General features: G+C 66.5%; 15 protein-coding genes. 6 read left to right on the top strand and 9 right to left on the bottom strand.

What is annotated here, in order from left to right:
- The first annotated feature begins 61 nt into the window (after nt 1-61).
- The 5 genes from KYK13_RS12650 to KYK13_RS12630 all read left to right on the top strand — a co-directional run bounded on the left by KYK13_RS12650 (nt 62) and on the right by KYK13_RS12630 (nt 3,969).
- Complete coding sequence (locus tag KYK13_RS12650) at nt 62-1,102, top strand: hypothetical protein (RefSeq protein ID WP_223644421.1); 1,041 nt, start codon at nt 62-64, stop codon at nt 1,100-1,102.
- A 2-nt stretch (nt 1,103-1,104) separates the two neighbouring features.
- Nucleotides 1,105-1,515, top strand: a complete 411-nt coding sequence (locus KYK13_RS12645) for a hypothetical protein (RefSeq protein WP_223644419.1) — start codon at nt 1,105-1,107, stop codon at nt 1,513-1,515.
- A 91-nt stretch (nt 1,516-1,606) separates the two neighbouring features.
- Complete coding sequence (locus KYK13_RS12640; RefSeq protein ID WP_223644417.1) at nt 1,607-2,248, top strand: hypothetical protein; 642 nt, start codon at nt 1,607-1,609, stop codon at nt 2,246-2,248.
- Nucleotides 2,249-2,259: 11 nt separating this feature from the next.
- A complete protein-coding gene (locus tag KYK13_RS12635) occupies nt 2,260-2,727 on the top strand; it encodes an SMI1/KNR4 family protein (protein WP_370645343.1) in 468 nt (155 codons plus the stop codon).
- Nucleotides 2,728-3,387: 660 nt separating this feature from the next.
- The gene (locus tag KYK13_RS12630) at nt 3,388-3,969 is read left to right on the top strand and encodes a sce7726 family protein (RefSeq protein WP_223644413.1); all 582 of its coding nucleotides are present in this window, start codon (nt 3,388-3,390) and stop codon (nt 3,967-3,969) included.
- On the opposite strand, the gene KYK13_RS12625 is transcribed toward KYK13_RS12630, so the two are convergent.
- The 6 genes from KYK13_RS12625 to KYK13_RS12600 all read right to left on the bottom strand — a co-directional run bounded on the left by KYK13_RS12625 (nt 3,875) and on the right by KYK13_RS12600 (nt 7,540).
- Nucleotides 3,875-5,041: a beta family protein gene (locus KYK13_RS12625; RefSeq protein WP_223644412.1), complete on the bottom strand. Its 1,167-nt coding sequence runs from the start codon at nt 5,039-5,041 to the stop codon at nt 3,875-3,877. The genes KYK13_RS12630 and KYK13_RS12625 overlap by 95 nt on opposite strands.
- Before the next feature lie 190 nt (nt 5,042-5,231).
- The gene (locus KYK13_RS12620; RefSeq protein WP_223644410.1) at nt 5,232-5,411 is read right to left on the bottom strand and encodes a hypothetical protein; all 180 of its coding nucleotides are present in this window, start codon (nt 5,409-5,411) and stop codon (nt 5,232-5,234) included.
- Between the two features lie 35 nt (nt 5,412-5,446).
- Nucleotides 5,447-5,971: a hypothetical protein gene (locus KYK13_RS12615; protein WP_223644409.1), complete on the bottom strand. Its 525-nt coding sequence runs from the start codon at nt 5,969-5,971 to the stop codon at nt 5,447-5,449.
- A gap of 77 nt (nt 5,972-6,048) precedes the next feature.
- Nucleotides 6,049-6,261: a hypothetical protein gene (locus KYK13_RS12610; RefSeq protein ID WP_223644407.1), complete on the bottom strand. Its 213-nt coding sequence runs from the start codon at nt 6,259-6,261 to the stop codon at nt 6,049-6,051.
- 126 nt (nt 6,262-6,387) lie between these two features.
- Complete coding sequence (locus tag KYK13_RS12605; protein WP_223644405.1) at nt 6,388-6,876, bottom strand: NlpC/P60 family protein; 489 nt, start codon at nt 6,874-6,876, stop codon at nt 6,388-6,390.
- Between the two features lie 106 nt (nt 6,877-6,982).
- On the bottom strand, nt 6,983-7,540 hold the full coding sequence (locus tag KYK13_RS12600) for a hypothetical protein (protein WP_223644403.1): 558 nt from the start codon (nt 7,538-7,540) through the stop codon (nt 6,983-6,985).
- Nucleotides 7,541-7,624: 84 nt separating this feature from the next.
- Here KYK13_RS12600 and KYK13_RS12595 point away from each other — a divergent pair, with 84 nt between their 5' ends.
- Nucleotides 7,625-8,542, top strand: a complete 918-nt coding sequence (locus tag KYK13_RS12595) for a hypothetical protein (protein ID WP_223644401.1) — start codon at nt 7,625-7,627, stop codon at nt 8,540-8,542.
- 36 nt (nt 8,543-8,578) lie between these two features.
- Here the strand turns inward: KYK13_RS12595 and KYK13_RS12590 are convergent, their stop codons facing one another.
- The 3 genes from KYK13_RS12590 to KYK13_RS12580 are packed head-to-tail and all read right to left on the bottom strand — an operon-like array spanning nt 8,579 to nt 13,940.
- A complete protein-coding gene (locus tag KYK13_RS12590) occupies nt 8,579-9,121 on the bottom strand; it encodes a hypothetical protein (protein ID WP_223644399.1) in 543 nt (180 codons plus the stop codon).
- Between the two features lie 9 nt (nt 9,122-9,130).
- Entirely contained in the window at nt 9,131-11,260 is a 2,130-nt protein-coding gene (locus KYK13_RS12585; RefSeq protein ID WP_223644397.1) for a Hint domain-containing protein, read from the bottom strand.
- 10 nt (nt 11,261-11,270) lie between these two features.
- Nucleotides 11,271-13,940: a host specificity protein J gene (locus KYK13_RS12580; RefSeq protein WP_223644395.1), complete on the bottom strand. Its 2,670-nt coding sequence runs from the start codon at nt 13,938-13,940 to the stop codon at nt 11,271-11,273.
- Between the last annotated feature and the right edge of the window lie 31 nt (nt 13,941-13,971).

The raw sequence follows: 13,971 nt of genomic DNA, 5'->3' as shown, positions 1-13,971 counted from the left end.
AGGGAAGACGGAGGGCACAGGCGCTGCACTGCTCCTGGGGGACACGCAGCACGGAGCCAGCATGGACCCCATCTCACGCAGCCGCACCACCCTCCTCCCCACCACCTACCGCGAGCCCGCGGAGCAGCCCCAGCGCACCGCGCCGAAGCCCCAGGTGCTGGAGAGAGCCGTCAACACCGTCGACGTCTTCACCCCGCACACGCCCAGCCAGAAGGCGCTCGTCGACCAAGCCCGCCGCGCGGCTACGCCCAAGGCCATCACCATCCGCCCGCCCACCGAAGGCCTGGCGAAGGCGACGGAGGGCGAGCCGCGAGTCGCCGCCAAGGGCATCGGGAGCGCCATCGGCGGCGCTCTGAAGGACTTCGGCGGGCGCGTGGTGGACGGCATCGCGGGCATCGGCAAGGGCATCTACGACAGCGTCAAGGGCACCCTGAAGAACACCTGGGAGATGGCGGAGACGTTCGGAAAGGGCATCGGCAACATCTTCACGGGCCGCTTCAAAGAGGGCTTCGCGCAGCTCGGGCTCAGCGTGCTGAAGGCCATCCAGACGCCGACGGACGGGCTCCTGCGCCTGGGCGGGAGCATCCTCAGCGCCATCCAGACGATGCTCTTCATCGAACCTGCGAGCCGCAAGCTGACGGGCGACGAACTGAAGGCGCTGCATGACGTGTACGGGGACTCCATCGACTACACGCGCATCGAAATCAAGGAGGGCAACGGGGGCTTGCTGACGGTGGGCGGGCGCCCTTTTACGCACGGCGACACCATCTACATCCCCCCGGGCTCGCTGCCCCTGCAGCCGGAAGTGCTCGTGCACGAGGCGGCCCACGTGTGGCAACACCAGCACGGAGGCAACGACTACATGAGCGAGGCGCTGGTGGCGCAGTTCTTCGGCGACGGCTACAACTTCGGCAAGGCGCTCCGGGAAGGCAAATCGTGGGAGCAAATGAACCCTGAGCAGCAGGCGGAGCTCATCGAGCAGGCCTTCGCCCAGGGCTGCTTTGAAGATCCTCCGGCGCCGTTCAAGGTCGACGGCAAGGACTTCACCAAGCAGTTCGAGGCTGCGAAGGAGTCCCTCCGCGCCGGCAAAGGAGCACCGTGACCATGCGCCTCCACCGAGTCCTGCCGCTCGCGCTCGTCTTCCTCCAGGTGGCGTTCCTCGCCGCCTGCCAGCCCCCCTTGGACGTGACGCTCGCGTCGAAGAGCGAGCACCTGCCAAACCCTGCCTTCCTGGTCGATGAGCCTTCCCAGGATGGCGGCCCTCCGCGGTACGACGTCATCCGCGTAGTGACCGAAGAGGGGAAAACGGTGTGGCACGTGCGCGCGCTCTCGTTTGGAGGGACGCGCGGACGCCGCATCGTCTACGGAGAGGCGCCGGACGGCTTCGAGACGGTGGAGCCCGCCCAACCGCTGCAATCGGGACGGCTCTACAGCATCGGCGTCACGGGCGAGGGATCAGGCGCGTTTCGCTTCGTCACGGGGCCGGACGGCAGTGTGCGGCCAGAGAAGGAGTAGCGCCCAGGTCGTCCCGCGCATCCTACCCAACAGGACGCGCGCCTCCGTGCTGACTTAACTCGCCGTTTTGGCCGTGCTGTCATGGATTACCATGACTGCCGGTTTCCCCCTCCGCTGTGTCGCGAGCGCAACCACGCTCCTCGCCCTCGTCGGGTGCGGCTCGGCGACTGTCGGCGGGGGTGGCAGTCCGGCGCGCGCGACGTGGGTCGGGGGCATCGTCAGGACGCCGGACGGCGGGCAGGTCCGGACGACCATCTACTACGGCCCCTGGCAGTGCAGCGCCGCGTTCCTGTCTCGCTGCGAGTCGAAGTGCGCGGCGCAGGGCTACCCGCTCATGGGCTGCATGTGGCTCGCCGACATCAAGGGCGACTGGCAGGGCCGCTTCCTGCTCATGCCTGCGGAGGCAGGCGGCCGCCTCGCGATCACCCACTGCTGCTGCGACTACCCCAAGGTGACGGACCTGCAGCGGCGTCGGGATACCTGGAAGAATTCGCGGACCTCGTTCCGCGACGAGTGGGCCCGCGAGTTCGGCGGTTGGCCCACGACGAACGGCGCGAATTGGCAGGGGCACCACATCTTCGACCTGGGCCACGGCGGTGCGCCGCTGGCCCGGGACAATGTCATCCCGGTGCCTGACGACGTGCACGGTGTTTTCAACCGCGAGTACCCGGCCTGCTACGCGCCAGGTGGCCAGTGGCTGAAGCCGGGTCCCGACCGGCCCTACGCGGACTGACGGCCATGACCATGGACCCACTTCTCGCCGAAGTCTCCCGGCTCCACTTCCCCAACCCGCCCGCGACGCCCGCGCAGCTCGCCGCTTTCGAAGCGCGCGTGGGCTGGGAGCTGGACAAAGACCTGCGCGCCTTCTACCTGCACTGCGACGGGTGCACGCTCTTCAAGCCCCAGGCTGATGCGCTCTACCGCGTCTTGCCGCTCGCGGAGATCCGCCGCGCACGCCAGGCCATCCGAGCCAGCGACGAGGACCGCGACGGGGCGCCGTCCGTCTTCACACTGGTGGACATGCAGGACTCCGACTACGTCGTCCTCGACGCCATCCAGCGTGAGGCGGGCCGCTACCTCCTGTTCGACGCCTTCCACGAGACGTTCCCGGAGATGGAGCGCATCGCCTCCAGCTTCGCGGAGTTTTTGGAGCGAGCACTGCGCAGCGGCAACCGAGTGTTCTGGTTGAACAGCGAGCCGCCAAATCGCTGAGCAACCCCGGAGGTGGCTCGGTGAGCAGCACGCACACGGATCCGGATTGGATCCCGGGCAGAGCGCCGCAGCAGTCGGAGTGGAACAGAGCGATGGTGTCGGCCTGGAAGCAGGGCGTCACCCAGGAGCCTCGGGGGGACGTGGCGTGGGGGTGCACCACACGCACGCGTGGTGCACGGGGATGCCGATACTCCAACGCTCCCGAGGTGGACCCTACCCAGTAGGGCAAACCCCAAGCCTGGGACTTAACTTGTCGCGAGGACAGCGCTATCACTTTCTGCTGTGCTGCCCCTGCGCCACCTGCTCTCCTGGAGCTCATCCACCACCACAGCAGGCAGCGACTCAGCCATCAGTGGTACCGGTGGAAAGAGCTCAGCTGCAGGTGAGCTCGTCCTGTTCGTCACCGTGCCGAACGCCTCCAATAGGATGGCTGCACGACTACTTACCGAGCGGCCTGATTTGCATCTGCGTGGACGCAACTTTCTGTGCCCGCCGTCGAGAATGAACCGGGATTGTAGGTGTTGAGGCCTGCGAAAGAACCCGCGGCTCCCGGCGACCCTTCAATGAGGGGAAGTTGGAAGATTAGCTGCAGAAGCTGGAGTCCTCGTTACCTGGACCGACAGAGGTTGACGGTCTACCTGAAGCTGAGAGCGACGGGCCATGCGTGACATCGACGTTCGCCACGCCCTCTGGGAGCAGCTGCGCGCCGAGCATGCCGGCGACGATGACACGCGGCTGCTCGACGAGTTCGGCTTGGAACATGGCGACGTCCGCGTCGACGTTGTGGTGATCAACGGCGAGATTCACGGCTACGAACTCAAGAGCGAGCGCGACACCCTGGCACGGCTACCTCGTCAGGTGACCGCCTACAGCGCCGCACTTGACCGCGCGACGCTAGTCGTCGCGGAAGGCCACCTAGCCAAAGCCTCAGCTCTTGTACCGGATTGGTGGGGATTGAGCATCGCGCACTCGGTCGAAGGAAGTGCGGTACGTGTCGAGGCGCACAGGATCGCGGCCCGAAATCCGGAGCAGCAGATGCTTTCGGTTGCCCGGCTGCTCTGGCGACCTGAGGCGCTCAAGCTACTTGAGCAGGCAGGAGCCGCGCGAGGCGTGCGTAGCAAGCCCCGCGCGTTCCTCTACGAGCGCCTCACGGAATGCCTTGCGCCTGACCAGCTACGGGACCAGGTACGACTGGCACTGAAAGCGCGGTCTGGCTGGCGATCTGCCGCACCACGAACGTGAGATGATGGTTGGTGCCCATCTCGCGCCAAGTCGTCAGATTGCCCGGACCGGTCAGTTGCTGCGCGCAGCGGTCGATGTGGTTGTCACCATGACTGAACGCGGGACCGCAGAAAGCGGTGTGCGATCTGACGGCCTGACAGAGCTGGTGTGGAGGCATTCCCACTCCTGTTCTGAGGACGAGGCCTTTGATAACAAGCCACTCGTTACTGATAGTGTATCGGATATTCTGAGAAGGCCTCATTACCCGAGGATCGACTTCTGGAGAATCATGGAACGTGATCCCATAGTCGCTGAATGTCGGGACACGAGTTTTCATCGCGAGCAGATGCTGCACGATTCCCGTCCATAGGACCCACTCGCTTCGTGGAGTAGTCATGAGCTGTCCACTCATGAGTCCCGCGAGAGTCTTTGGAAACCCTGACCCGGCAAGTGAAAGAGTCCGCCACGACGCCAAGTGAGGCAGCCCCGCGATCCACTGCGGGAGCCCCATCGTGAGCCCCATCACAGCAGTTTCCGGGACCTCCTCAAGATCGAGGAGCAAATCGATCTGCGTGACCGGGATGCCCAGGAGTTGAGGTATCGACGTCAACGAAGCATACAGAGTCGGAGACCTGATCTGGTCAATCCCGACACGCACCATCACGCCCAGATTATCCTTTGCAACGGCACTCTTCACCGCCGCCAAAGTAGTGGCATCGGGACTCAAAGCCACAACAGGAATCGCGAGCAATCCCTTGTTTCGCGCGGCGTCGAAGAAGAAAGAGTACGGATCCCTCGCCTGGGCGTCGCCGACCAGCGGGGTCGTCAATGCGGCAGTGCTAACATCAACGTAAAGCGGGCGCTGTCCACCCCAGCTTTTGAAAATGTTATCTACGACTGTGGCGACGTGCACCGACTCTGGCTTCCTCGGCACATCATTGTCCCAGTCCCAATCCACCGCCGGGACTTCAATCACCGGCGTGAGAAGCGCGAGATCGTTGGGAAATAGGTTCTTGAGAGCATCAAACTCTCCCTTCTTACCCTTCAAAATCGGAACGTAGTGACTGCTTCCAAAAGCCTGAGATACCGGCATGTACCCCCCACCGAGGTTGGATGACGGCCAGGGTTCTGCCACACCTAACGTCAAATTCAAACAGCGTCAGCGTGAACCCAGGAGGGTAGCTAGCAACACCATATATTAATCGAAATTCTGCTCTCGGCTGCCTGTCGGACTATACACGATCAGCGGCCCTCCCTAAGTATCTAGGGAGGGCCGCTGTGCATCACCAGCCGAACGTCCACCGCACACCGGCACCAGCCACCCGCTGATGCTGGTTGGCCTCCGCGAAGGCGAAGACGCCCAGGTTCTCCCGGAGCCGCGCCCCGCCCTCCAGGCGCGCGTAGGCGCCAGAGAGGGAGGAGACGCCGGCCTGGGCCTCCAGGTAGCCGGTCCGCACCGGCACGTCGCTCAGCACCCGCGACAGCCCCGCGGCGACAGCTATCCGCGGGGCGTCGAAGGGACCGCGCGGGACTGGGACGCCTCCTGCAGCGCGGCCGTGCTGCCGATGGCACCGAGCGCGACGGAGAGTGCCTGCTCCTGCACCTTCTCCTCCGCCTTCTGCTCGCCGTGCAGCGCGGAGAACTGGAGCTTCACCAGCGACTGCTCGCCAGGCTTGAGCGGACGCCAGCCGTTGGACCGCATCCACTCGTCCACGACCTGGAGGCCGCGCGCCGCCTTGTCCACGAGGTTCTCCGCCGGGTCCTCGGCGGCGATGTCCTCCACGACATGAAAGGCGTGGTAGGCGGCGAGGGCGATGCGCCGCTTGCGCCGCTCCGTGAGCCAGGTGCCGCCGGCGAAGAGGCCGACGGCGCTCGTCACGGCGCCGAGCGCGATGCCGATGGCCGTGGGCGTGAACAGCGCGTCCAGGATGCTGGAGCTGGTGCCGGTGGAAGCCTGGGCGAGGGCCGCCGGCGCGGTGAGGAGGGCCGTGAGGCACGCGGCCAGGGTGAGACGCTTCTTCATGGTGTTGCTCCTTCGAGGGGTGTGGGGCTCCCAGGAAGCGCCCCGGGCAGGCGCCGGCACGAGGCCGGAGGACGGCGTCAGGCGCGCGGCGGCCAGTTCCACTTCGCGGGCTCAGGGGCGCCCTCCGGGGCCTGCTCCACGTTGTCCGTGGTGTAGGGCTGCTGGTTGGGCGGCTTCACCAGCAAGGCGAGGGAGCCGTCCGGGTTGACGGCGAGGACGTCGGCGGCGCAAGGCGTATCCCCGTGCTGGAAGTGGACGACGCGGCCAATGCTGGGCTTCTGGGTGGACATGCAGGTGCTCCTGGTGGTGCTGCGGGTAGGACTGCGAGAGGGCGGGTCAGCGGCGCGGCAGCCAGCGCGGGTGGTCGCACTGGCCCAGGCGCCTGCCGCACAGGCGGCATCGAGGAGGCGAGCCCATCAGGAGACGAAGGGCAGCCGGCGGAAGCCCAGGACGTCGCTCCGGTAGGCAATGCGCGGGTACGTCTTCACGCGGGCACCAGCGGCCCGGGCGTCGGCCAGGGTGAGCGTCTTGCTTCCGCCCCCGGACGCGCCCACCACCACGCCCGCGCCCACGTACACCATGACGTGGTCCGGGTCAGGCCGTGTCACCGGGCGCCCGTCCGCCGTCGTAGTGCCGGCGCGGCCGTACAGCACGATGTCGCCCGGCAGCAGCTGCGCCTCGCTCGCCACCGGCGCGCAGACGTCCCAGAGGCGGTCCGTGTTGTGGGTGGCACGCCAGTCCGGGCCGCCCACCTCGTGGAGGCACCAGGTGACGAGGCCGGAGCAATCGAAGAGGCGCGGCTCTACACCGGGGGCTCGGAAGCCTTTGGCGCCCCAGCGGTAGGGGGAGTGCAACTGCTCCAATGCCAGGGAGAGGAACGCGGCGCGCTGAGAAGTGGTCGTCATGAAGACTCCGAAGGCGCGCGGGGTGAGCTGGTGCCAGCGGCGCGCCACGCGGCCAGGACCAGGAAGGCGCACGCGGCGAGCACGTGCGCGGCGAAGAGGGCGAGACTCACCGGCGCCTCGTCGAGGAGGCGGGCTCGGGCGCGTCCTGCACCTTCTGGTGCGGCACGGGCACCTGGGCCTGGATGAACCAGCGGCCGCAGTCGCGCAGGCCTGCGAGGCCCAGCAGGCCAACGACGACGCCCACCACCCACAGCGCCCCAGCCTGACGGGAGTTCCGGTGCTCCTGCGCGTCCTGGCGCTCACGGATCGCAGGGATGGCTTCCACCGCAACCCCGTGGGCGGCCGAGGACTTCTCCAGCGCCTCCACCTTCGCCGCCAGCCCTGGCACCGCGCCGACGGCCGGCGCGTGCTCCGTCACGCGTCGATCCACCTCCATGATGCGGTCCTCCAGGCGGCGCACCTGCTCGGCAGTAGCCATCCGCTCACCGACGCCGCGTACCTCCGTCTGGACGCCCTCCATTAGACGGTGAAGGTCCACCGCCATCCGCTCGGCGGCCTTCAGCGCGGTACCCGCGCGCTCGTTCGTCGCCTCCTGCTGGGCGGCGAGCCGGGCGAGGTCCTCACGGACGGTGTTGTCGGGGGTACGACGGGGAGCGGGGGACATACCGCCGCATGGTCAACGGTCGCGTGGACAGCGTCCGCCGCAGTCAAACTTGAGCCCTCTCTCCTCCGGGCTATCCTACACAAAATGACCGCTACTCCAGAAAAGCCCAATGAAAGTCCAGTCAAAGACGCAGCTCCGCCCCTTCCTCCCGTAGTCACTCTAAATCCAACGGAAAGCCCAGACTGGCACTGGCGCACGACTTCGAACGCACTTTCTGGAATCATCAGTCTTGCGCTGTCAGTCGTGCCGCTTGGAGCGCTTGTGGGCGAACTAACAACAACCTTCAACACCGGGATAGTTCACCCTCACTTAATCTTCTACTCTATTGGCTCAATCATTCCGCTCTCAGTCACCTACTCCAACAGACGCGACATTGTAAAACTCATAACAAGACAAGGCGACGCAACAGCATCAATCATCACCAACCCACCATTCTCAAAAACACACTACAACCCATCAACAGGCGCTCAAGAATCAGCCTCTAAACAAATTTCAGCACGCAATGCCCTGGCATCCCAAGCAGCACTATTGCGACGGTCTGGCGAACAGCTGTGGCGCAGAGCGGAATCGGCCTTCTTCTTGGCCTGCGGCTTCCTTGGACTTTCGCTTGTCGGACCGCTTGCGGCACTCAAAGAAGTCATGTCGCGTGGCGACTGGCACTATTTGGCCATGGCACTGCCAATATCCGCAGTCCCATTTTCAATTGGCATTACATTTTTGCGACACGAAATAAAGATCAGAAGCCTACATCAGGCAGGCGCAAGCGAGGCCGAAAGGCTGGACCGGCTGCGACTAGCCCTCGACTGCGCCGCAGCCGCCGACGACGCGACATTCAGCAACACACTCACGTCAATCATCAATCGTCTTATAGACCATCAAGAAAACGCCACCCCACAGGCCCCAGTCACATCCGAATCAGATGGCGACCCCATATCGAGAATCATCGCATCGGCTCTTGAGCTCTCAAAAGAATCAATTACCCCCAAAAACACAAAACAATAAAACCTCAAACTCAAGAACCGCCCATCGCGTTCATCTTCAGTCAGCAGCAGAGATCGCCCGCTCCTTCCCGACGGCGAGCAACCAGTCCCGGAAGGCGGACCAAGAGTCCTCAGCGATGAGCCCACGCGCGAAGGCGTTCGCCTGCCACTCGCGGACGAGCCCCTCACCGCGCTGGAGCAGCCAGGGCCGCCCCCGGGCGGTCCGCTGCTCCAGCATGTACTTCTCAAACTCGGCCACCGTCTCCTCAAGGGTGGCCAGCGGGTTGTAGACGAGCCAGTCGTAGCCCTTGTCCTTCGCGTAGAAGCGCTCGTCCTGGGCCGCCATCTCCACGGTGGAGTACTTCCCCCAGTCGTCGCTGCTGCCCGGGGCCGCGCCGGAGGACTCCAGTTGCAGCAGCTCCTGCTCGAGCGCCGTCTTCTTCACCAGCGTCGCGGAGTTCACCTCGGCGGCCGCGCGCGACAAGGCGGCCGACGCGTCGAGCTGTCCCTTGATGCGGGCGATCTCCAGCCGCAGGTCCCGCTTCCGGGCCTCGGCGGCATTGATGGCGTAGACGTCGCTCTGCGTGAGGGTGGGCTGCATGGCTGACTCCTAGATGGGCTGCTTGATGTTGTGGCTGAGGAGGCCTGCGGACTCGTAGGTGCGGGCCCCGTGGACGGTGAGCTTCACGACGGCGCCCTCCCCTTCCGGCACCACGCGGCGCACGAGCCCCGGGCGCAGGCCCTCCAGCAGCTCGCCGGGACGGAGTGCGCGCAGCTCCGTCCAGCCCGCGAAGCGCCGGTAGAGGAGGTGGTTCGGCGTCGCCACCAGGACGCGGCCGTCCGTGAGCTCCACGCACCAGCGCGCGGCGCGGTGGCTGGAGGCGGCCACCACCTCGAAGACACCCACCCTGCGCGTCTCCTCGTGCTGAGTGAGGACGCGCATGCCAGGGCGAAGCGACGCCGCGGGCACCTCCTGCCCGTCCTCCAGCGTGATGAGCGTCTCGGGCGCGACGCAGGTGCCGCCCGTTCCGCCAGAGCCGCCACCACCGCCTCCCGAGGGAGCTCCAGAGAAGGGAGAAGCGATGGACTTCGCGAAGTTGATGCCCAACCCGGCGTTGTAGACGGGCGTGAACCACATGGAGGCGCTCACGCCGTAGACGCCGTGCATTTCGCAGAAGAGCGCGACGTACTCCCCCAGGTTCTGCCCGTTGAGTCCGGAGAGGGCCGCCGGGTACTGGAAGGTGTGGCTGACGGCGATGCGGTTGAGCGCGTTGCCGTCCACCGCCGAGGCGTACTTCCGGTCCGGCAGGGGGATGTAGCGCGTGCCTCGGTACGTGGCGTTGAAGCTGCTGTAGTAGTCCACTTTGAGGTAGCGGAGCGCGTCCAGGTTGTCGTCGATGCTGGAGGGCTGCACGAAGAAGTGGTGCTCCAGCCAAGAGTGGACGATGGGCGTCGTGTACCGGAAGTAGTCAGTGCACTGGACGTCCAGCCTGTCGATGAGCGGCGCTCCGCCGCGCACGCCTGTGTTGTTGCTGCCTCGGTAGTGGACGCGCCCCGCGGCTGACGTCCCGTCCAGCGCCTGGTTCGCCCGGAAGAAGGGCGTGTCCAAGAGGTAGCTGCCAATCTGGACGTTGCCGCCCGCCGCCTTGAAGGCGGTGCCCACGTTGTCCAGCTTCGCCCCGGCGACGGGCACCCCGTTGCCATCCTCCGCGTAGTTGGACGTCTGGAGGGTGTTGGCCACCAGCAAGTCAAACGTCACCATCTTCCGCATGCTGACGGCGTCCAGGTACACAGCCTTGCCCGCGTCCGCGCTCGCGGCGTTGAGCTCGAAGTACAGCTGCACGCCAGTGCACCCGGCCGGACACGTCCCCTTGAGTTTCACGCGCTGGTAGCTCGCGGTGAGCGTCACCGGGGTGGTGGTGAGCTGGCTTTCGTAGCCGCCATTCGCCCCCTCCCAGAGAAGGAAGAGCGTCGCGTTGGGCTGGGTGAGCGCGGCCGAGGATTTCAACCATGCCTCGGCGAAGAACTGGTCCCCGGCGGTGCACTTGATGCGGCCGCCGGGCGCGGTGCTGCGGAAACCACCAATGAAGTTGAGGCCCACGAAGCCGCCGCCCGCCGGCACCGTCAGCTTGCGGCACCGGCGCCCCTCCTTCGCATTGGCCGGCTCGTCCACCAGCCCGTCCCCTTCGGGGGACTTCCCTTGTGCGTCCACCTCCGAGTACCCGTTGGGCACCAGGTTGTCCGTGGGCGGTAGCAGCAGGTGCTGGAAGCTGATGGCCGCTGCGGCCACTGCGGCGCTGGTGACGGAGCTGGCTGACATGTGCCGGGCGGAGACGCTGCCCGTGGGGACGTTGGAGAGGTCCGCGACGGCCATCGTGATGGTGTCCGGATCCGCCACCACGCCACCGCCGAGGACGCGCCAGCTGCTCTGGTTGCCGTTGGTGTAGAGGGCCTGGACGGCGCACTGCACCTGCGTCGGCTGCGTCAGCTTCAGCGGCGCCACCCACCGCCTCTCGGAGGGGCCGAACTTCCGCGGCTCCAGCAGGTAGCTGTCCGTGTTGTTGGGGTCGCTGCCCTCGTAGACGACTACCTGGAAGCCCGCGAGGAGGTGCGCGGGAAGCAGTTCCTCGTGCGTCCAGCGGATGTCCAGGTAGCGCGTCTTGATGAGCTGCGGAGAGCGGACGCCATTCACCTCGCGGTCGTAGATGCCGGCCGCTTCTTCCTGCTCGCGCGAGCGCATGCGCTCACGTTTACGGAGGTGGCGTGGACGAAATCCCCAGGGTGAGGGTGGCCGGCACCGTGGGCGCGGACACCACGAGGACGCTCGCCGCGCTCGTGCTGGGGTTGCCCGAGGTGTCGATGGCCTTCAGATGCACCAGGTGGTTGACGCCCGGCGCAGGGAGGGCCCACTCGTGCGTGGTGGCGCGCACCTTGCCGATGGGACTCCCTGTCTCCCAACTGCTGCCGTAGCGCAGCTCGTAGGTGTCCCTGTCCAAGTCTGGCACCTCCGCCCAGCGCAGCGTCGCGGTGTTGCCGTTGAGAGTGTAGGAGAGGCCCGTCACGTTAGAAGGTGGGGCCGCCTTGCCCTGCACAGTGTAGCTGGCCGAGGCGTAGGTGGTGACGAGGCCGTTGAGGACGGCGGCCACCTGCACGGTGTACGCGCCCGGCAGGCAGTCCAGAAGCTCCCAGTAGTGCGTCTGCACCGGCGTCTCCGACGTCCAGTTGCCGCCCTCGCGCTGCCAGCGCACCCGGTACTCGGTGGCGGTGGCCACCTGCGTCCACCGGGCCGTCACCATGACTTTCACGCCGCCATTCGTCGTCTTGTACAGCGACTCGCCCACCGCCAGGCCCGCGGGCGGCGCGGACGAGGGCAGCACGGACGTGGGAAGCGGCTGAAGCTTCACCCCGTACTCCACCTCCGCGTACTTCCCCGGCTCATGGCGCAGCGCGGTGATTTCGTAGAGGTGCGGCTCCACCTCCGCCACGTTGAGGATGCGCCAGAGGGTGGGCGTCAAGTCGGACGCGGCCAGCACCCAGACGGCCTGGGGCTGGGGGGCGGACGAGAAGGGCGTCTCCACGGTGAGGGCGCGGTATGGCGCCGGCGCGAGCGCAGCCAGCGGACGCTCCTCCACGGTGCCGTCCGGCAGCACCGCTGAGAGGGCGTATGTCTTCCCGGACTCAAGGGTGACGTCCGCATCGAGCTCCACCTGGCTGGCGGTGGCGGCCACCACGCGGCCGCCCCACCGGCGCCCGGCGCGGTAGGGGTCCTGAATCTTCACCACCGCGCCGGGGTTGCGCATGGCCCCCTCGAAGCCGGTGCGGAACGTCACCGTCTCCGTCTCCAGTCTCTCCGTGAGGAGGAGCCACCGGCCCACGCGCTGCGCCTGGCCCGGCGAGGTGCAGCCGAGCGCCACCACCTCGGTGGGGTTGTAGCCGTAGGTGGCGAGGCCCTCCTCGTCGGTGACGTACTCCTGCGCCGTCTTGAAGTGGTTGTCCGGGTCATTCCACGTGACGAGCGCCACGGTGTGCCGGGCGCGCTTACCGCTGGACGCGTACGTGAAGAGGCCGTCCACCACGTTGGCCGGCGTGAAGAGGTACTCGGCGTCCCGCGGCGCGTCCTGGGCCACGAAGACGGCGCCGGAGGCCCAGTACGTCATTCCCCGGAAGACGGACGCGAGGTTGTTGATGACCTTGTACGCGTCCTCCTGCGTCTGGAGGTAGAGGTTGCAGCGGAAGCGCGGCTCCGTCGGCGCCTGCGTGACGAAGCCCCGCCCCGGCGCCTCGGACTCCAGCACCAGGGGCTTGCCCCGCGCGACGGTGATGTTGCTGTCGGAGACGGACTCCACCGTGGCACGGCCGTTGTTTGCCGCGTTCGCGAAGCCGGAAAACACCACCTCGTCGCCAGGCTGCAGGCCAAGGGCGAGGAGCCCGCCCGAGCTGCGGAAGTACCGGCGCAGCGTGTCCTCCACGCCGAGAGAGAGGTTGGAGGCAGCGAGGGCGGCGCGCTTCGGGGTGCCGGACGGGACGTACTCGTCGCAGTACTTCGCCACCGTGTAGAGACCCCATTTGTCTACCGCGGCCTCGTTGAGGTAGCGGCCCAGGCCGTAGCGCTTCGTGGTGAGCAAGTCGTAGAAGCACCAGGCCGGGTTGTCGGTCCAGGCCACCTTCCACGTGCCGTCCCAGGTGCCTTCGTACGTCCGGGCCGCGGGGTCGTAGTTGCTGGGCACGCGCACCCGCAGCCCGCGAATCCGGTAGCTGCGCGTGGGGATGGTGCTGAACTGGCTGGCCGCCACCTGCAACGCACACAGCGCGGTGTTGGGGAAGCTGAGCTTCTCGTCCAGCAGCGTCGCGTAGGACTTCCAGATGACCTTGTTCTGCGTCGTCACGCTGCTGGCGTCCGCAGTGACGCGCGTGACGCGGATGTCCCATGGCGGCGAGCCCGTCAGCTCCACGCGGAAGGTGCGCTCATAGGGGCTGGTGCACTTCCCGCGGAAGAGCTCGGCGTCCTGGAAGGATTGCACCACGTACCCGCCGCCATTGCTCTGCACGGCGATGGAAACCAGAACGCTGGTGGGTTTCAAGTCGCCTGTCATCGGATCCTGGTAGGTCAGTTGGGGCACCTGGAGGGTGATGCGCACGGCATCCACCTCCGGATCCGTCACCGTGCGCACCACCGGCGTGGCGTGCTTCACCTCCACGCCCACGGAGTGCTCGGACTCAGCTGAGGGGAAGCCGGGGATGTACTCCTGGGACTGAGTGCCCTTCACATCGTAGAGAGTGACGCCCGTGAAGTTGTTGGTTCCGTCGGGATTCTGGATGGCGACGCCGTCCAGGTAGACGGACTTCAGCCCGTCCACGAGGCCTTCAATCTCCCCCTCGCACAGCAAGTCCAGCACGCGCGCCTTGGAGCTGGACTTCAACGTGTTGGGGGACTCAACGGGGGTGCGCTGA

This window comes from Corallococcus sp. EGB (assembly GCF_019968905.1).
Taxonomy (GTDB): Bacteria; Myxococcota; Myxococcia; order Myxococcales; family Myxococcaceae; genus Corallococcus.
The sequence above is the reverse complement of the archived record's forward strand: the minus strand, read 5'-3'. Positions and strand labels throughout refer to the sequence as shown.

Coding starts and splice junctions, on each gene's coding strand:
- KYK13_RS12600 (WP_223644403.1), bottom strand. CDS start 7,540: ATGTCCCCCGCTCCCCGTCGTACCCCCGACAACACCGTCCGTGAGGAC.
- KYK13_RS12590 (WP_223644399.1), bottom strand. CDS start 9,121: ATGCAGCCCACCCTCACGCAGAGCGACGTCTACGCCATCAATGCCGCC.
- KYK13_RS12605 (WP_223644405.1), bottom strand. CDS start 6,876: ATGACGACCACTTCTCAGCGCGCCGCGTTCCTCTCCCTGGCATTGGAG.
- KYK13_RS12635 (WP_370645343.1), top strand. CDS start 2,260: ATGGACCCACTTCTCGCCGAAGTCTCCCGGCTCCACTTCCCCAACCCG.
- KYK13_RS12625 (WP_223644412.1), bottom strand. CDS start 5,041: ATGCCGGTATCTCAGGCTTTTGGAAGCAGTCACTACGTTCCGATTTTG.
- KYK13_RS12610 (WP_223644407.1), bottom strand. CDS start 6,261: ATGTCCACCCAGAAGCCCAGCATTGGCCGCGTCGTCCACTTCCAGCAC.
- KYK13_RS12585 (WP_223644397.1), bottom strand. CDS start 11,260: ATGCGCTCGCGCGAGCAGGAAGAAGCGGCCGGCATCTACGACCGCGAG.
- KYK13_RS12640 (WP_223644417.1), top strand. CDS start 1,607: ATGACTGCCGGTTTCCCCCTCCGCTGTGTCGCGAGCGCAACCACGCTC.
- KYK13_RS12650 (WP_223644421.1), top strand. CDS start 62: ATGGACCCCATCTCACGCAGCCGCACCACCCTCCTCCCCACCACCTAC.
- KYK13_RS12595 (WP_223644401.1), top strand. CDS start 7,625: ATGACCGCTACTCCAGAAAAGCCCAATGAAAGTCCAGTCAAAGACGCA.
- KYK13_RS12630 (WP_223644413.1), top strand. CDS start 3,388: ATGCGTGACATCGACGTTCGCCACGCCCTCTGGGAGCAGCTGCGCGCC.
- KYK13_RS12615 (WP_223644409.1), bottom strand. CDS start 5,971: ATGAAGAAGCGTCTCACCCTGGCCGCGTGCCTCACGGCCCTCCTCACC.
- KYK13_RS12645 (WP_223644419.1), top strand. CDS start 1,105: ATGCGCCTCCACCGAGTCCTGCCGCTCGCGCTCGTCTTCCTCCAGGTG.